At 51.8% G+C, this 17,549-nt stretch carries 14 protein-coding genes; 6 read left to right on the top strand and 8 right to left on the bottom strand.

The window, feature by feature from the left end; all coding sequences use genetic code 11:
• Positions 1 to 25 precede the first annotated feature (25 nt).
• The 3 genes from BKD14_RS03665 (at position 26) to BKD14_RS03655 (ending at position 5,396) form a co-directional block, all read left to right on the top strand.
• On the top strand, positions 26 to 1,207 hold the full coding sequence (locus BKD14_RS03665; protein WP_075654771.1) for an extracellular solute-binding protein: 1,182 nt from the start codon (positions 26 to 28) through the stop codon (positions 1,205 to 1,207).
• Positions 1,208 to 1,313: 106 nt separating this feature from the next.
• Positions 1,314 to 2,546, top strand: a complete 1,233-nt coding sequence (locus tag BKD14_RS03660) for a Gfo/Idh/MocA family oxidoreductase (RefSeq protein WP_075654307.1) — start codon at positions 1,314 to 1,316, stop codon at positions 2,544 to 2,546.
• 306 nt (positions 2,547 to 2,852) lie between these two features.
• Positions 2,853 to 5,396, top strand: a complete 2,544-nt coding sequence (locus BKD14_RS03655; protein WP_075654306.1) for a sel1 repeat family protein — start codon at positions 2,853 to 2,855, stop codon at positions 5,394 to 5,396.
• A gap of 45 nt (positions 5,397 to 5,441) precedes the next feature.
• Here BKD14_RS03655 and BKD14_RS03650 read toward each other — a convergent pair whose 3' ends face one another.
• The 3 genes from BKD14_RS03650 to BKD14_RS03640 all read right to left on the bottom strand — a co-directional run bounded on the left by BKD14_RS03650 (position 5,442) and on the right by BKD14_RS03640 (position 9,062).
• Entirely contained in the window at positions 5,442 to 6,374 is a 933-nt protein-coding gene (locus tag BKD14_RS03650) for a glutaminase (protein WP_139316318.1), read from the bottom strand.
• 147 nt (positions 6,375 to 6,521) lie between these two features.
• The gene (locus BKD14_RS03645; RefSeq protein ID WP_022709539.1) at positions 6,522 to 7,832 is read right to left on the bottom strand and encodes an MFS transporter; all 1,311 of its coding nucleotides are present in this window, start codon (positions 7,830 to 7,832) and stop codon (positions 6,522 to 6,524) included.
• Positions 7,833 to 7,859: 27 nt separating this feature from the next.
• Complete coding sequence (locus BKD14_RS03640) at positions 7,860 to 9,062, bottom strand: M20 aminoacylase family protein (RefSeq protein WP_075654305.1); 1,203 nt, start codon at positions 9,060 to 9,062, stop codon at positions 7,860 to 7,862.
• Between the two features lie 123 nt (positions 9,063 to 9,185).
• On the opposite strand from BKD14_RS03640, the gene BKD14_RS03635 reads away from it, so the two are divergent.
• Both BKD14_RS03635 and BKD14_RS03630 read left to right on the top strand, forming a co-directional pair.
• Positions 9,186 to 10,094 (top strand): LysR family transcriptional regulator, encoded by a 909-nt coding sequence (locus tag BKD14_RS03635; protein ID WP_075654304.1) that lies wholly within the window; start codon positions 9,186 to 9,188, stop codon positions 10,092 to 10,094.
• An 89-nt stretch (positions 10,095 to 10,183) separates the two neighbouring features.
• Positions 10,184 to 10,774: a 3'-5' exonuclease gene (locus BKD14_RS03630; RefSeq protein WP_075654303.1), complete on the top strand. Its 591-nt coding sequence runs from the start codon at positions 10,184 to 10,186 to the stop codon at positions 10,772 to 10,774.
• A gap of 163 nt (positions 10,775 to 10,937) precedes the next feature.
• Here the strand turns inward: BKD14_RS03630 and BKD14_RS03625 are convergent, their stop codons facing one another.
• From BKD14_RS03625 to BKD14_RS03605, 5 genes are all read right to left on the bottom strand, one after another.
• On the bottom strand, positions 10,938 to 12,131 hold the full coding sequence (locus BKD14_RS03625) for a M20 aminoacylase family protein (RefSeq protein ID WP_075654769.1): 1,194 nt from the start codon (positions 12,129 to 12,131) through the stop codon (positions 10,938 to 10,940).
• Between the two features lie 134 nt (positions 12,132 to 12,265).
• Entirely contained in the window at positions 12,266 to 13,048 is a 783-nt protein-coding gene (locus BKD14_RS03620; protein WP_075654768.1) for an amino acid ABC transporter ATP-binding protein, read from the bottom strand.
• Complete coding sequence (locus BKD14_RS03615; RefSeq protein ID WP_075654302.1) at positions 13,048 to 13,968, bottom strand: amino acid ABC transporter permease; 921 nt, start codon at positions 13,966 to 13,968, stop codon at positions 13,048 to 13,050. Before BKD14_RS03615 ends, BKD14_RS03620 begins: the two co-directional genes overlap by 1 nt.
• Complete coding sequence (locus BKD14_RS03610; protein WP_075654301.1) at positions 13,965 to 14,849, bottom strand: ABC transporter substrate-binding protein; 885 nt, start codon at positions 14,847 to 14,849, stop codon at positions 13,965 to 13,967. The genes BKD14_RS03615 and BKD14_RS03610 overlap by 4 nt, the downstream gene beginning before the upstream one ends.
• 132 nt (positions 14,850 to 14,981) lie before the next feature.
• The gene (locus BKD14_RS03605; RefSeq protein WP_075654300.1) at positions 14,982 to 15,944 is read right to left on the bottom strand and encodes a nitrate ABC transporter substrate-binding protein; all 963 of its coding nucleotides are present in this window, start codon (positions 15,942 to 15,944) and stop codon (positions 14,982 to 14,984) included.
• A gap of 102 nt (positions 15,945 to 16,046) precedes the next feature.
• On the opposite strand from BKD14_RS03605, the gene BKD14_RS03600 reads away from it, so the two are divergent.
• Positions 16,047 to 17,378 (top strand): PLP-dependent aminotransferase family protein, encoded by a 1,332-nt coding sequence (locus tag BKD14_RS03600; RefSeq protein ID WP_175576052.1) that lies wholly within the window; start codon positions 16,047 to 16,049, stop codon positions 17,376 to 17,378.
• The last annotated feature ends 171 nt before the right edge of the window (positions 17,379 to 17,549 follow it).

The following is a 17,549-nucleotide window of genomic DNA, read 5'->3' as shown; positions in this document are numbered from 1 at the left end:
GGGGAACAGGATGAAAATCAATGATCTGAGAATGAACCGGCGCGTGCTGATTACAGGTGCATCCGCCACCGCATTTCTGGCCGGCAGCGGCTTAAGTTTTGCCCGCAAAATGCCGCTGCCTGCCAAACCGGTCGAAGTGAAGCTGATGGATGTCGGCGGGGCTTTGTCACTCGTACAGCCTGCTCTTGAACTTTATGCCGAGCGCAATCCGGATAAGGTTTCCCGTATTGTGTTTCTGAAAGCACCGGTGACAGAACTCGCCGGCAAGCTCAAAGTGCAGCAAAAGAGCAACCGCGTTGATATTGATCTTGTACTAACCGGCAGTGACGGACTGGCAGCCGGTCTTGTCGAAGATACATGGATGCAAATCCTGCCGGAATTTAACGAAACTTTCCCTGATATTGAAGCCAATTACGAGCCTGCAGCCCTGAACCTGCATAAAATTCAGGGTGCCGGTTACGGTGTGGTTGTCACCTATTACCCTTCGGGCCCGCTGCTCGAATATGCACCGGAGCGTGTGACAAAAGCACCGGAAAGTGCAGAAGAATTGCTGGCCTGGGCAAAAGAAAATCCGGGCCGTTTCCTCTATGCCCGTCCGACAAATTCAGGCCCTGCCCGCACCTTCATGATGGGGCTGCCTTATATTCTCGGTGACAAAGACCCGACCGATCCGATCAACGGCTGGGAGAAAACATGGAGCTATCTCGCGGAACTCGGCGATTATATTGATTATTATCCGGCGGGTACCGGCGTAACTATGAAAGAGTTCGGCGAAGGTTCACGCGATATTATCGTGACCACCACCGGCTGGGACATTAATCCGCGCGCGGTCGGCATTGTGCCGGAAACAGCCAAAATCTCCACACTGAAAGGTTTCCACTGGGTTTCTGATGCCTTCTTCATGTGTATTCCGAAAGGCGTGAAAGAGGATGTTCTGGCGGTGACGCTGGATATTATGGCCTTCCTGCTCACACCGGAAGCACAGGCCTTTGCCTATAATGAAGGCTCGCTCTATCCGGGGCCGGCAGTGAAAAATGTGCCGCTATCCATGGCACCGCAGCATAGTCAGGATATTATCAAGCAATTCGGCCGCCCTGAATATGATGACCTGATTGCCAATAATCCGATTGAGCTGCCGCTGAAACCGGAAAAAATGGTGCAGGCTTTCCGAAAGTGGGATGAGCTGGTCGGCGCACGCAAATCATAACCATTACACCTTCACCCCCAGACTGCGGAGCCTGCAGCCTTGTGTGTCTATTCGATATACAGCGCTCTAAAGCTCCGCACTTTTTCCCGTTACAGCGGATAGCAATATGACACAGATCCCGCAGGTTGCTCTTATCGGTGCCGGTTATCGCGGCAATGCCTATGGCGATATTGCCCTGAAAAACCCGCATCTTATGAAATTTGCCGCCGTCTGCGATATCAGACCGGATGCGGTTGCTGCATTTGCCAGCAAGCATGGCATTGCGCCGGAGAACTGCTTTTCAGACAGCATCACCATGCTCAATACGCTCAAGAATATTGATGCAGTCGTTGTCGCTAATCTCGATAAGGATCATGAAGCTGTTGCCGTTGCCGCTCTGGATCGCAAATTCAATGTGCTGCTGGAAAAGCCGATGGCTTCCACGGTTGAAGCCTGTCAGCGCATGGCAGAAGCCGCCGACCGCAACCAGCGCTTTCTGATGATCTGCCATGTGCTGCGCTACACACCGTTCTTTGCTAAAATCAAAGAGCTGATTGAGAACCGGACTTTCGGTACAGTGCAAAGTATTCGTGCTTCCGAAAATATCGGTTATTATCATCATTCCCACAGTTATGTGCGCGGCAATTTCCGGCGCTTAGAAAACGGCAGTCCGCTGATTTTGGCTAAATGCAGCCATGATATGGATATTCTGCACTGGCTGACGGATGAAACGCCTTTACGTATTTCCAGTTTCGGCAGCCTGAAACAATTTACACCGGAGAACGCCCCGCAAGGCGCTGCGGAACGTTGTCTCGATGGCTGTCTGGTGGAAATGACATGCCCCTATTCCGCACGCCGGATTTATCTGGGTGAACACACCGGCTGGCCGGTTTCCATGATCTCCGTTGACACCAGTCTTGAGGCACGCACGCAGGCCATCCGTAACGGGCCTTATGGCCGCTGCGTTTATCACAGCGACAATACGGTGGTTGACCGGCAGATTGTCGGTATTGAATTTACCAATAATATTACAGCCAGTTTTGAAGTTCATGCCTTCAACAAGCGCACCGAACGCCATATTCATATCGGCGGCAGCGAGGGAGAACTGACCGGTTGCTTTGAAGACGGCAGTCTGGCGATTAAATTCTTTGATGACCGGCCGGATATTACAATTCAAATTGAAACACTTGCCGGTGATCATATGGGCGGCGATCTGCGATTGATGGAAGATTTCGCCACTGCGCTACGTGCTCCTTATGGACATGAAATCAGAACCGCCGCTCAAAAATCAGTCACAAGTCATCTGATGGCGCTGACTGCAGAACAGGCCAGAGTGAGCAAGCAGGTTATTGAGTTGTGAACTCCGCATGTGCTTGATCGCGCGAGGATAATATATTCAGATCATAATTATCTATGTTACATGAAGCATGTATTCCGACATTGTATTGTGCGGAATTATTGCGGAGGAAGCATGATGATTTGCAGAGTGATCAGTATAAGCCGGATCAAAAAAGAAGCTGCGCGCTTATCGGTGCTGCTACTGTCGGTTTTCACAGTCACTCATTCTGCTCATTCCCAAAATTTACCTCACTATCAGGAACTGAGTACCAGACACATATGTGAAGCCACATCAGTGATGGCTGCTCCGGGAAAATCCCCTGCCCATATGTTGAAATCGGGCGAAGAGGTTCGGTTAAAGGACGTCACCTTCGGGGCAGATAATCTGCCCTATTTTGCAGTTGACTATGCAACCGGAACAGGCCTGCAACGTGCGACAGGTTTTGTGCCTGTCGAAAAAATCAGTCATTTTTGCGGTTTCACTAAACGCTCTGACAGCAGCCGCAATTTTCAGGCTCCTCCCAATACCTGCCATCTGATCGCGGTTAAAACAGACACGCTAACAGCTTTGAACAAGCAAGCCGTTGCTCTGAAAGAATATCGCCCGTCCATGGCCGCTTACCGATTGGCTGACGGTCAATATGCGCTTTCACTTGGCCTGCTGAATATTCGGGCGAGCGGGAATATTATAGCCCGCGCCAGTGATCTTCCCGAAAACAGCGAATGCTCAACAGGCACCGAATTCATTGAAGCATTAGTAAAAAATGAAAAGGAATTTTCAGAGGGAGAGAATGATCGCTTTGCCTCTGTCTCCGACCGTCTTGCGGCCGCCCGCAACTTGATGGGGCAGACAGGAGATGCAGCTAATCTTAAGAAAGCCTGCGATCTGGGATTGAACGAAGCCTGCAGCAGCTATGCTGAAGCGATCTACAATATAGAAGATCCGGACGGCACTTTACCCGCAAAGGTTACACATTACGCTCTGATGGGCTGTATGGGCGGAGACATACGCGGCTGTCAGCTGGCGATCAACCGCACAGACAATACATTGGAGAATGCGCAGTTTCGCGCGGTCGAGGGCGGCACCGGCAATGCTGAAGATCTTGTACTGCCTGAACTTGCCAAGCCGGGCTGCGACGCACGTCAGGCTGTGAGCTGCATTCTGCTTGCCCGCGGCACCGCAACTTATACAAAGCCTACGCTTGCAGAGGCCGCATCAAACTTTACCGCGAAACTCACAGCATGCAGATCCGGTATTGCATGGGCTTGTGAAGAAGTTCCTGATGCCTTCGGATATGTCGTGCAAGCCCGTGGTGAATATACATCTGCAACAGCCGACGAGAATTATTCACTCGGATCCTTGACCGAAGAAATTTGTGCACCCGGCCCGAAACAACCCAATATTGTACACTGTAAACCCGCTTATTATAAATATCGGGATTTTCTGCAGGCAAACAAAACGCCGCCACTCACAGATACAAGAATTGCAAAAGCAAAAGGTTTGCTTGAACGCGGCTGTATCGCGGGTGATCCGGCGGCATGCGCAGTACAGACCAAACTAGCTGATCACTGGTCTGCTGAAGACCGGAATGCGGCAGCAGCCAGAGCAATCAAATTGTGCGCCGGACAGTCTGACAAGGACAGCATTTGTGACAATCTTGGTGTTGCGCTTGATCCAAATCTCGAAACGGCAAAACCTGCCCAGCGCACACTCTACGACACGCTTGTTATGACATGCATGACAGACAAAACGTCCAACGGTCCGCAGGCGTGCAGCGCTGCGGTATCCGCCTATGCTTCTCTGGAAAGCACGGATCAGGTACACAATATTGAAACAATGCTGGCGAATGCGTGTAATAATGAAAATATCAATGGCTGTCAGACATTAGCATCGCTTATCGCTACAAAAGCGCAAAATAATCCGGAGACAAATCAGTCACCTGAGGAAAACAAAAGCGTCACTCTGTTATCCGTGCTGCGTACCGGTTGTCGCTTTGATGACAACCCCGCCAGTACCTGCCTTTCCTTAGCAGATAGTTTGAGCTCTGCCGGTGAAGTTAACGCCGCGATGGATGTCTACACCAAGACGTGCGGATATCAGGTTACTCACGCCAACGAAAGACTTGCGGATGTGCGTATTTGCTATGATGCAGCCAAATTCGCACTAAGTCAGAAGACCCGCTATGCCAGTGCACTGCAATGGTCGGAATTTGCCTGCAATTCTGCCGATCTGGGGCTGTCTCCCTATGCATGCAAACTGGCCGGAAATATCTATGCCTCAGGACTTGGTATAGAAGCAGATTTACAAAAAGCCGCTATAGCCTATCGGAACGGATGTTTTCATCCTTACGTGAAGACGACAGATGGCGAGGCCTGCCTCAAATACGGAAATATGTTGCTGGAGGCGCATGATAACCCCGACAGCGCAGCCTCTGTAACACCTGACGATCTGCAAAATTCAGGTGAAATGATATCAGAGGCTTCAAGAGCCTATGACATGGGCTGCATGGACAATATTGAGCAGTCTTGTCAGGCAAACAGGAAATTGCTGACAGACTGGAGCAAGGGACTATATTCCCATAACCGCGTGCAGTGCCGCGTTGAAGATGACCGCGGGTCTGTCTATTCCGACAAGATATGCCGTGAATTTTCATTCTACCAAGCTGCCGGGCAACTCAAAGAAGAACGCCGTCAGATCAGGCTCGAAGTCTATGTATGGCCCGATGGTGACCGCAGCGTCGTCTATCAAAGAGATGGTACGTGGTTACTCAACGAGGTAACAACAGCCGGACTTCGCCATATCGATGCAACAAAATGCTGGCGCAATCCGGTTTCAAAACGAAGCTTCTGCGTCAGTCCCCTTCAGGAGTGAGATTTTTCGTTTTTGCCCGATGCAAATCTCACAGAGAATATCGCTTCAGCGCCCGAACACTGACCAGCCCATACGGCGGCACAGGATTTCCAGAGCGCGTGTGCCAAGCAGCGAGTTGCCGTGCTGGTTCAGCCCCGGCGACCAGACTGCGATGGATGAAATACCGGGAACGATAGCGAGAATACCACCACCGACACCGCTTTTGGCTGGCACGCCGACACGAAATGCAAAATCGCCTGAACCGTCATAATGACCACAGGTCATCATCAGCGCATTGATACGCAAGGCCCGTTCCACACTGACAATACGGTGATTACTGACAGGATTGCGGCCGGATGCAGAAAGAAACAGCCCTGCCCGCGCCAGTTGCTCACAGGACATCGCCAAAGCACATTGGTGGTGATACACGCCCAGTACATGAGGCGGCAGATTGTCGAGATTTTTATTAGCTTTCAATAAATTGGCCAGCGCCGCATTATTGAAGCCGGTGCGGTCTTCTGCTTTTGCCACCACTTCATCAATATAAATATCGTCGTCTTCAGCGATGGATTGCACAAAACGTACAATCTCGCCGATCGTTTCACGCGGCTGATGCGAGCTCAGCAAAATGTCCGAGATAACAATGGCACCGGCATTGATGAACGGGTTGCGCGGCAGTCCTTTTTCCAGCTCAAGCAGCACACTGGAGTTAAAAGGATCGCCCGAAGGTTCGCGGCCGACACGCTGCCAAATGCCGTCCCCTCTTTTGCCCAGAGCCAGCGCCAGAGCAAACACTTTGGAAATACTTTGGATAGAGAATTTTTCCTGAGCGTCACCGGCAGAGATCAGTGTGCCGTCATGAAGCATAATGGATATGCCGAATTTCGCGGGATCAACCTGTGCAAGAGGCGGAATATAATCAGCGACTTTGCCACGGATACCGGTATCTTTGATTTCAGCCTCGATTTCATCGAGTACGGCGCGCAAACGCTGTTTCAACTATTTTACACCTTTGAGATACCGCTATTGCGTAACCAACAGTCATGAAAGCAGCGGTGACCGGTTTACACCGCATCACCGCCTGCTTGTGAGCCAGAATGGCTAAACAATGCCAGCCAGTCTGTCCATTCTCAAATGCGCGATCTTTTAACGTTTAACGTCAAAATTGCGGGTTTCCGGCATCATAAACATTGCCACAAGCGAAATCACACTGGTTGCAACCACATAATAAGCCGGTGCCACAGCACCAAAAATGCCGATCAGCCATGTGATAATAAACTGTGTGGTACCGCCAAACAATGTCGCACCGATCGCATAGATCAGGGAAACGCCGGTGGCACGCAGAGCAATCGGCATCATCTCAGGGATTGCCACAAGGCTTGCAGCGCCTGTCATCGAGGTGAGCAGTGTAATCGCAGCGGTTACAATCAGCAGCACTGTCGCATCTTTGGATTCCGACAGCCAGAAGAACAGCGGGATAATAACAATCATCAGCACGATACGCGGCCAGATCATCACGCCTTTACGGCCGTATTTATCAGCAAGATAACCGGCAACAAGGGCGAAAATGAAAGTCATCGTACCGCCAAGCACTGTACCGGCCTGCGCCAGTGTTGCCGGCAGTTTCAGGGTCTGAATGGCATAGGTGGTCATGTAGTTGCCTACCTGTGTCGACACGGTGGTCGAGATCATCACCAGAATACCCAGCACCAGAAAACGTGTGTGATCAGAGAAGACCGAAGTCACAATCTGCGTGCCGGTTTTATCGCTTGGCTTTTCCAGAGTTTCCGGCAAAGCGCGGCGGATATAAAGCGCAATCGGAATAAGCGCCAGCGAAACGAGGAACGGAATACGCCAGCCCCATGACACCAGATCTTCATGCGGCAGATACCATGATACCAGTACGCCCATCAGACCACCGGCAACAACGGCAATACCCTGACTGGCAATCTGCCAGCTGGCATAAAGGCCGCGCTTGTCACGCGGTGCAGCTTCAATAAGCATAGCCGATGCCGGTCCGACTTCACCACCAAGTGCCAGCCCCTGCAACAGGCGGCACAGCAGAACGATAATCGGCGCGGCAATGCCAATCGTTTCATAGCTCGGCGTTGCAGCCAGACCCAATGTACCGACAGTAATCAGCGTCACAGTCAGGATCATTGCAGCACGGCGCCCTGCCTTATCCGCAAAAGCACCAATCAGAACGCCGCCAAGCGGACGGGTGAAAAAGCCCACACCGAAAACCGCAACCGAGGCCAGAAGGCTTGCTGTTTCACTGCCGAGCGGGAAGAATGTCTGCCCGATATAAACCGCGAAAAACGAATAGACGATAAAATCGTAAAATTCGAGAGCGTTACCGGCAACGGCCGCAGCAATTGCCTTGACCGGTGGTTTTTCAGACTGGCCGGACAGATCGTCCGAAGCCGTATGCGGCGCGTGCATAACAGAAGCGCTCATGGTTATCCTCCAACAGATATAATAGTTTTAGTCTTTACGGCCTGTGCTGCCGTTCAGAAATTCCTCCGTCAAGGCCACCCAATAGGCGGCTCCCTCAACGATATTCGCGTCATTAAAATCGAAGCCGTCATTATGCAGCGCACGGCTCACAGGGCCCGGCTGATCGCCGTTTCCGAGAAAAATATAAGAACCAGGACGTTTTTCGAGCATGAAGGCGAAATCTTCACTGCCGGTCATCGGGGTGGTCTGGGCAACAAAATTACCTTCAGCGGCAAAGCGCTGACCGACCTCACGTGCAAACTCAGTTTCTTCAGTGGAATTCTGCAAGGCAGGATAGCCGCGAACATAATCAATATCGGCTTTGACGCCGAAACTCTGTGCCTGCGTGGCGACCAGATCACGAATACGGTCTTCAAGCAGATCGCGGACTTCCGGTTTGAAACAGCGCACTGTCAGTTCGATCTGGGCAGCCTCAGGGATGACGTTATTCGCCATACCTGCCTGCATAACACCGACAGTAACAACAGCCGCATCCAGCGGATTAACATTTCGTGCGACAACAGTCTGCAAGGCCACAACAATAGCAGCGGTAGCAACAATCGGATCGGCCGTTGTGTGCGGCTGCGCACCATGACCGCCGCGACCGGTGATTTTGATAGAAACACTGTCGGACGATGCCATCATCGCCCCATCATAAAATTGCAACTGGCCTTGCGGCGATCCCGGCATATTGTGGATACCAAAAACGGCATCGCACGGGAACTTTTCAAACAAGCCGTCAGCAACCATACGGGCTGCACCGCTATCAGGGCGGCCATATTCTTCAGCAGGCTGGAAAATCAGGTTCACAGTACCGTTGAAATTGCGGCGCTCGGCCAGCGCTTTTGCAGCAGCGAGCAACATTGTTGTGTGACCGTCATGTCCGCAGGCATGCATCACACCACTATTGACGCTGGCATAAGGCAGACCGGTTGCTTCCAAAATCGGCAGCGCATCCATATCCGCACGCAGACCAATGGCCGCTGAGCCATCACCGCTACGCAACTGGCCGACAATACCGGTCGTGCCGATATTGCGCTCAACCTTATAGCCCCATTTTTCCAGCAAATCAGCGACAATGCCACCGGTTCTGATTTCGTTAAATGCCAGTTCAGGGTGCTGGTGCAGATCACGCCTCAGCGCAACAAACTCCTCAACATCGCGCTCAATCAGCGTTCTGATGTTTTTCATGACTCCACCCTCCTAGACTTAAAAACCATTACCGATGTTAGCTACGAGGTGCATTTTCATTTGTCCAATGCATAGTAAATTTGATAATCATGCATAACAGGCATACCAATTTAGGAAAGTTTCATGAACATTCAGCAATTACGACATTTTATTGCGCTTGCTGAGAAAGGCTCTTTCACACGGGCAGCGGAACATGCGCATCTCACCCAACCGGCACTGTCGCGCAGCATTGCGCAACTGGAAGCCGAGCTGGGGATGAAGCTGGTTGATAGAATCGGCAAGCGCTGTGAAGTCACGGCTTTTGGCAATGTGGTGCTCGACCATGCACGCCGCGTATTGTTCGAGACAGAAGAGCTTTATCGTGTGGTCAAACAACAGCATGAAGGCAGTGCGGGACGTATCAGGATCGGGCTTGGATCAACACCTAGCGCCCTGCTCACAGCGCCGCTTCTGAGCCGGTTTTCCACCACCAATCCGTCTTTGCATATTCTGTTGATGCGCGGCTCCATTCCGCTGCAGGTGCAGGCATTGCGGGAGAGAACTCTGGACATGCTGGTTGTCGAAATCAGAGGTGTGTCGATAACCGCAGATCTGCATATTGAAATGCTGCCCGCATTGCGCACAGGTTTTCTGGTTAGTCAGGGGCATCCCCTACTGCAAAATCAACAAGTCAAATTTTCTGATCTGCGGCCATGGCCATTGGCAACCACAATCCTCGCGCCGGAGCAGATACGCAATATGGTCGCGATCTACGGACCGGAAGCCCATCCGGATGAGAGCGTAACTTTCCACTCCGACGCGATTGACGGGTTGCTTCAGACTACATTGAGCAGTCAGACCATTTATTACGGCGTTATCGCACCGGCACATGAACTGATAACTTCAGGACAACTGGTGGAAGTTCCTGTGCGTCCGGTTTCAGATACCTCACAATTCGCGATCATCCGTCTGTCCGGCCGTTCCCAGCCGCCGATGTTCCCCATTCTGCGTAATCTCATTCGCGAGAGAATGGAGGAATGGAGTGCGATCTGACGGCTTTACCGCCATCAGCAGCTCCGGTTCTTGACCATGCGCTTATTATTCTCCAGTAACAACACATACAGACAGTGCCGGAGCATCCCGTGAAAACCATTGCAATTGATTTTGAAACTGCCAATGAACAACGCGGCAGCGCTTGTTCTGTCGGTCTGGCATGGATTGAAGATGGTCAGGTCGTGCGTGTTGAAGAGCGCTTTATCCGGCCGAAAACTATGCGCTTTTCCTCTTTCAACATTGCCATCCACGGTATCCGTCCGGAGCATGTGGAAGATGCCGGAGAATTTCCGGAAGTGATGGATGAATTCGCTGATGACTTTATGGGAGCCACAATGATTGCCCATAATGCAGCTTTTGATTTCAGTGTCTGGCGCGCTTCGCTGGATCAGTACCAGCAGAGCTATCCTGAACTGCATTATCTTTGTTCCGTCAAAATGGCACAAAAGGTCTGGCCGCAATTGCCGTCACACAAGCTGAATATTCTGGCTGATTATCTTGGCCTGAGCTTTCATCATCATAATGCCGCGGAAGATGCTGCGATCTGTGCTCAGGCAACAATCGCTATGGCACATTCTGTGGGGGCTGCCACATTGGCGGACATGCCCCGCATAATCGGTATGCGAGCCGGTCGTCTCTTTGCCAACGGATATGAAGCCTGCACCAGCCGCAGGAAATAATAATAGGAGTGCAGATAAAAAGGTGGCGAACCACCTTTTTATCTCTCAGATGCGTTTCACAAGAGCGTGCTGCATGTAATCTGATCCACTGCACTCGCTCTATTTCTTTGTTTTAACGCATGTCTTTATCCCAAAACCGGTGCCCACTTTTGGGAGACATGCTTTAGCTGTTGCCACCGGCAGCCAGATAACGTTCAGCCAGTCGTGCCCAAAGCGCAGAACCAACCGGCAGATTTGCATCATTGAAGTTATATTTCGGATTATGCAGCACGGCTGAATCCATACCATTGCCAAGACGCAGGAAACTGCCCGGCTTGTGCTGGAGGAAATAAGAGAAATCCTCGCTACCCGGGATCAGCGGACAGGTTGAAACCTTGGCGTCACCGATCAGCTCACGCGCAACCTCTGTCGCAAAAGCGGTTTCCGCATCGGAATTGACCACCACCGGATAACCCAGTTCATATTTGATCTCAGCTGTCGCGCCATAGGCTGCCACATGCCGCTCAGTCAGTTCACAAACGCGCTTTTGCAGCAACTCACGTACAACCGGTGAGAAAGAGCGGATGCTCACAGCCAAATCAACATCATCAGGAATAACATTGGATGCTTCGCCGCCGTGAATTGTGCCGACAGTGATCACCGCTGTTTCAGTCGGATCAACATTGCGGGCAACAACTGTCTGCAGAGCCATCACCAGACTGCAGGCAACCACCACCGGATCAACGGTCAGATGCGGGCGGGAGGCGTGGCCGCCTTTGCCGATGACTTTGATATAGGCCGTATCAGCCGCAGCCATCATCGGGCCGGAACGGGTGAGAATAGTGCCTTCCGGCGCACCCGGATGATTGTGCAGGCCGAAAATCGCATCGCACGGGAAACGCTCGAACAGACCGTCCGCGATCATTGCCTGTGCACCGCTGATTTCACCGGCTTCTTCTGCCGGCTGGAATACCAGTGTGACAGTGCCGTTGAAATTCTTTGTCCGTGCCAAATGCTCAGCCGCACCAAGCAGCATGGTTGTATGGCCGTCATGACCGCAGGCATGCATTTTACCGGCCACTGTACTTGCATAAGGCAGGCCGGTTTTCTCCAGAATTGGCAGCGCATCCATATCGGCACGGATAGCAACACTGCGACCACCGGTACCGACAGTCAGTCGGCCGACAACACCGTGACCGCCGACATTGCGGGTAACGTCATAGCCCCAGCCTTCCAGCTTTTCCGCGACATAGGCTGCGGTCTTTTCTTCTTCGAAAGACAATTCAGGATTGGCATGGAGATGATGGCGGATTTCTTCCAATGCGCTGCGGCGTGGTTCAAGATCGGCGATACGGGCGAAATTATCGGACTGTGTCATGGTCATCTCCCGTCCTCATAACGGGATCTCCTGTAATATTTATCGGCAGGCATGCTGCATTGCGGTCAGAGACTCAAACTACTGTATCATATATACAAAACACGCCGGTTTTGTCTCCGGCGTGTTGTTTTTTATCAGATAAAACGGCTGAGGAAGCTGCGGGTACGCGGATGCTGAGGATTTTCGATCACCTCTTCCGGTGTGCCCTCTTCAACCACCTTGCCACCGTCCATGAAGATCACACGGTCTGCGGCTTCACGGGCAAAACCGATTTCGTGGGTGACCACGATCATCGTCTGCCCCTGATCGGCGAGACTGCGCATGGTTGTCAGCACCTCACCCACCAGCTCCGGATCAAGCGCGGAAGTCGGCTCATCAAACAGGATGAGTTTCGGCTTCACGGCCAGTGCACGGGCAATCGCTACACGCTGTTGCTGCCCACCGGAAAGCTGGCGCGGATAGGCATTGATCTTGTGGGACATACCGACTTTCGCCAGCAATTCCTTGGCCGTTGCAATAGCCTCGCTTTTGCTGCGGCCATGAACACCGACAGGAGCCTCAATCACATTCTGCAAAACAGTCATATGCGGATAGAGATTGAACTGCTGGAACACCATGCCGATCTGGCTACGCTGTTTGGCGATAGCACGGTCTGACAATGGCAGCAGGCGGTCGTTTTTATATTTATAACCGATCTGCTGCTCATCGACAAAAATCGAACCTTTGTCGATGGTTTCAAGCCGGTTGATACAACGCAGGAAGGTGGATTTGCCCGAACCGGAAGGCCCGAGAATGACCACAACCTCGCCCGAGCGCACTTCCAGATCAATGCCGCGCAGCACTTCAATACCGTGAAAGGCTTTGTGCACATTATGGGCATGAACAAGAGGTTTTTGCATATTGGTGGTCTTATCCATCATGCATTCTCCTGTATCTGAACCGGTGTTTCATCTTTGACCGCATCGCCGCGTTCACCACGGTTATAATGACGTTCAATTGCACTCTGTCCGACATTCAGCACGGATGTAATCAGCAGATACCACACAACCGCCACCAGCAGCATCGGGATAACCTCGAATGTGCGGTTATAGATCGACTGAACGGAATAAAGCAGATCAGCCATGGCGATAACACTGACAAGTGATGTCGCTTTAATCATACTGATCAGCTGGTTCCCTGTCGGCGGTACGATAGAACGCATAGCCTGCGGGATGATGATACGACGCAAAGCGCGTGCCCGTGTCATACCAAAAGCGGCTGCGGTTTCGCCCTGTCCTTTATCAACAGACAACAGGCCGCCACGGATAATCTCCGCCATATAGGCCGCTTCATTCAGCGCCAGACCAACAATCGCAGCGGTCAGCGGTGTGATGAGGTCGTTGGTATTCCAGCTGACAAGTGTCGGGCCGAACGGGATAGCCAGCGAGATTTTCGGAAACAAGGTTGAAAGATTGTACCAAAAGATCAACTGCACCAGCAGCGGTGTGCCGCGGAAGAACCAGATGAACAGATTGGACAGCGAGCTTGCCAGCCTGTCCTGCGACATGCGGGCAATTGCCAGAATAAGACCAAGCGCGACACCGATAATCATCGCCACAACGGTCAGGCTGAGGGTGATATACAGCCCTTCCATCACTGTTGAATCAAAGAAATAAGCGGCAACGACCGGCCAGCCGAAATTCGGATTATTGGCAACAATAATCCCGAAATCGAGTGCCACACCCAGAACAACAGCCCACAGGATCACACGTTTCAGCGGAAAGGGTGCGCGCGCACGGGCGACGTCGAAACGTTCGACATCACCCACGGCTGCGCCTGAACCACGCAACTCACTCATTGCGCGGTCTTTCCAGCGAGATTGATACCGGCCTTGTCAATCATGTTCTTTTCCAGACCCCATTTTTTCATGATCGTGGCATAGGTGCCGTTGTCGATCAGCATCTGGATACCATCGCGGAACACTTCGCTCAGCGGGGAGTCTTTTGGCAGAACTGCGCCCTGATACAGGTCGTCAAAGCCGTTTTTCTGGCCGGTTGCAGCCAGTTCCAGCTGACCATTGGACTGCTGAACAAAATAGGTCAGAGGTGCCTGTGATGAGAAAAACGCATCGGCGCGGTTTGAGCGCACAGCCAGAATGGAGCTTGGCTGGTCATTATAAGACTGCACTTCAATCGGCTTGCCGTCTGCTGTGCATTTCTCATTCTGCTCCTTGATCACTTTTTCAGCCGAACCGCCTGCCATTACAGCAATACGCTTGCCGCAGGCTGTATCCAGCGATGTGATGCCTTCCGGATTGCCGTGCTTCACCGCGAAAACCACATATTCACGCACCCAGTCGACAAAATCATTGGCGCCCTGACGGGACGGGAAGTCACCGTTCGGCCCAAAGCCAAGCTGGTAACGTCCGGCAGAAATACCGCTCAGAACCGATGGCAGACCGCTGACTGTCGAATGGGTGATTTTGATACCGAGCAGCTGACCGAGTGCATCGGTCATGTCCGTCGCAGCGCCGTTCACGTCCTTACCATTGATGATCTGGTAAGGAGGGAAGGAACCGGAATTCACATCATTAATAACACCGGCCTTGATGATGTCTTCCGGCAGACGGGCGCGCAGCGCCTCATTCAATGCCTGTTCCGGAATTTTCACATCCTCGGCCAAAGCCTGTTGTGCAAAAACGCTGCCAAATACAGCAGCTGCCAGTATAGTTTTTTTCATCTCACTCTCCCAATAGTTCAGAGCATTTCCAGCTTATCTTCCATGACAGGAAATGCTCTGTCTGTTTGTTTTTACGCGTATCTTATCCGAAAACCGCTTCGCACTTTTCGGGATACGCTTTGGCTGGCGCAATCACGCCTTGTTCGCATAAAACGGAAACAGTTCTTCAACGCTCAGTTTGCGCTGCAAAATACCCTGCAAATGCAATTCCTCAGCAAAATCATTGATCATCGCCTCATTGGCGGCGATACCGCTGACATTCCAGTTTTCCGGCAGATCCTGTGCGCATTTCAGCAATTCATCGAGCATCCAGGGCGTGGTTTCCGCATATTTGCGGCGCTTTGCTGTCCACACACGCTGGCTTTCATCCAAGAGATCGCTCAGTTCCTGCGCCGCCCACGGATGTTCTGCCAGAATTTCCGGCTTGATACCCATCAAATGCATACCCGGCACGTAACCGACATCATTATAATAGGCCAGTTCCGCACTGCGGAAATCGGCCAGCACCTGACGGAAACCGGAATTTTTGCCAAAATAGCCATCTGGCATAAAGGGTGTGAATACCGCATCCAGCACACCTTCGCGCAGGGCATCCATCATCGGTTGCTCACCCGGCATAGCTTCAATCCGGCCTGCACGGCCAAAACCGTCCAGACGATCTGTAACCGGATGCGCTTCTGTCAGACGGCCTGCATACCAATAGGCATCCTCAACCCCGATACCATGACGGCGCAGTGCCGCACGTGTCCATGTATTGCCGGAATCACGCCAGCCGGTGACGCCGATCTTCTTGTCTTTCAGCTGTTCAAAACCGGTAATACCGCTGTCTGTACTGGTGATGATGCAACGATGACGGAAACCGCGCATGATGAAATTCGGAATGCCGGTAATGCTGGTATCACCCTCATCACGCAAAGAAACGTAACGGCTGAATGACATTTCGGATGCTTCATGAGCCTCATCTTCTCCCGGATGAGAAACCAGCGTGCCCACACGATCAACAATCACATCAAGTTTGTCAGAACGCACATCACCCAAAGCCAGCGGTGTCAGATAATCCCAGTCACGCACAGCGATACGCAATTTAACCGGCATAAATATTCCCTCAAAATTTCCTCTGTACAAATGAAGTTAAATGTTCAAATTGAACCGATCAAACGTTATTATGTTACTGAACATTAAATCGGATAAATAGTTATGGTGCCTGATTTCTCCAGCGAGTGGTTTGCCCGCCACCTTGAAGACCGCACGATGCGCGGCATTGCCCGCGACATGGCAGGATTAATCAGACGCGGCGCATTGCCGGTCGGCACTAAATTACCGCCGATCCGTGATCTGGCTTATGTTCTGGGGATCAGCCCCGCCACTATTTCCGAGGCCTTGAGCGAATTGCGTAAGCTCAAGATTATCAATGGCAAAGGCCGCAACGGCACATGGGTCAGCGGCGATCATTTTGCAGCAAAACCGGCACGATTGATGAGCTTCGGCAATTACGGTGATGATGTGCTGGATCTTTCAATGGCCATACCGGACACAGCTTTACTGCCATCACTGGAACAGGCTTTGCGCCATGGTGCGCAGGCGGATGGTCTCAACAGCTATCAGCGTGTGCGCATATTACCTGAGCTTGAAGAGGCTGTGCGCCGCGACTGGCCTTATGAGCCGGAAGCCTTTCTGGCCACCAATGGCGGATATAATGCCACTTATACGCTTATTCATGCCCTTGTAACGCCCGGATCATCCATCGCCATTGAAGATCCGACAGCGATGCGCCTTCTTGATATTCTTGAAGATTTCGGTGCTAAAATCATCCCAGTCACCTGTGACGATCAGGGCCCGCTACCCTCTTCTCTGGCATCCGCTCTGGAGCAGAAACCTGCCGCGTTTCTGTTTCAGCCACGGGTTCATTCCGTGACCAGCCACTGCATGAGCAAAGAACGGTTGATGGCATTAGGTGATGCTCTGGAAGGGCATGATACACTCATCATTGAAGATGACGGTGTTGCCGATATTGCTATGGCTCCACGGCAGACACTCGGCGCACGTTTTCCTGATCGGGTGGTCCATATTCTGTCTTATTCCAAGACTTTAGGTCCTGATTTGCGTCTGGCAGTTCTCTCCGGCTCAGCCAGCCTTGTTGAACAAATCCAGTCTTACCGTAGTTTCAGTTCCGGTTGGACAAGCCGTATTCTGCAATCGGCAGTGGCATGGCTGCTCAAAGATGAGGCAACGCAACATAGTCTGGAACAGGCAAAACAGATTTACCGGCAGCGTGCCAGCTATTTTCAGCAAGCATTGGCCGCTCACGGCAAAAACATTCCGGACAATCATGGTCTGTGCTGTCTGATGCCGGTAGAATCCGAACAATTTGCACTGATTACGCTGGCCGCCCGTAATATTGCCGTGGCACCGGGTTCCAAATTCTCCGTCCGCCCGCTGGCAGCCGTGCGTATTGCAACCAGCACATTACAGGATCATCAGGTGGAGGATGTCGCGCGAGCTGCATTTCTCGCCAGCAAACCGGTTTAGAAACAGCCGGACTTCGCTATACTCATAAGACCTCTGCTCTCTGACATTCAGCAAAGGTTCATAAAACGTGAACTAACCATTTCCTCATATCGCCGAAATTTGCCATAAATCAGCAAATAATAAGCACCGGCAATTAAGTGTTATTTCGATCGGGAATTGACGAAATGCAAC

Origin of the sequence: Pseudochrobactrum sp. B5 (genome assembly GCF_001939785.1) — a bacterium.
Classification (GTDB): domain Bacteria; phylum Pseudomonadota; class Alphaproteobacteria; order Rhizobiales; family Rhizobiaceae; genus Pseudochrobactrum; species Pseudochrobactrum saccharolyticum.
Note: the sequence above shows the minus strand (reverse complement) of the source record. Positions and strands in the feature narration are given on the sequence as shown.

Excerpts from the sequence above, each read along its gene's own strand:
- BKD14_RS03660 (WP_075654307.1), top strand. The coding sequence starts at position 1,314 with ATGACACAGATCCCGCAGGTTGCTCTTATCGGTGCCGGTTATCGCGGC.
- BKD14_RS03655 (WP_075654306.1), top strand. The coding sequence starts at position 2,853 with ATGTTGAAATCGGGCGAAGAGGTTCGGTTAAAGGACGTCACCTTCGGG.
- BKD14_RS03645 (WP_022709539.1), bottom strand. The coding sequence starts at position 7,832 with ATGAGCGCTTCTGTTATGCACGCGCCGCATACGGCTTCGGACGATCTG.
- BKD14_RS03640 (WP_075654305.1), bottom strand. The coding sequence starts at position 9,062 with ATGAAAAACATCAGAACGCTGATTGAGCGCGATGTTGAGGAGTTTGTT.
- BKD14_RS03635 (WP_075654304.1), top strand. The coding sequence starts at position 9,186 with ATGAACATTCAGCAATTACGACATTTTATTGCGCTTGCTGAGAAAGGC.
- BKD14_RS03625 (WP_075654769.1), bottom strand. The coding sequence starts at position 12,131 with ATGACACAGTCCGATAATTTCGCCCGTATCGCCGATCTTGAACCACGC.
- BKD14_RS03620 (WP_075654768.1), bottom strand. The coding sequence starts at position 13,048 with ATGGATAAGACCACCAATATGCAAAAACCTCTTGTTCATGCCCATAAT.
- BKD14_RS03615 (WP_075654302.1), bottom strand. The coding sequence starts at position 13,968 with ATGAGTGAGTTGCGTGGTTCAGGCGCAGCCGTGGGTGATGTCGAACGT.
- BKD14_RS03610 (WP_075654301.1), bottom strand. The coding sequence starts at position 14,849 with ATGAAAAAAACTATACTGGCAGCTGCTGTATTTGGCAGCGTTTTTGCA.
- BKD14_RS03605 (WP_075654300.1), bottom strand. The coding sequence starts at position 15,944 with ATGCCGGTTAAATTGCGTATCGCTGTGCGTGACTGGGATTATCTGACA.
- BKD14_RS03600 (WP_175576052.1), top strand. The coding sequence starts at position 16,047 with ATGGTGCCTGATTTCTCCAGCGAGTGGTTTGCCCGCCACCTTGAAGAC.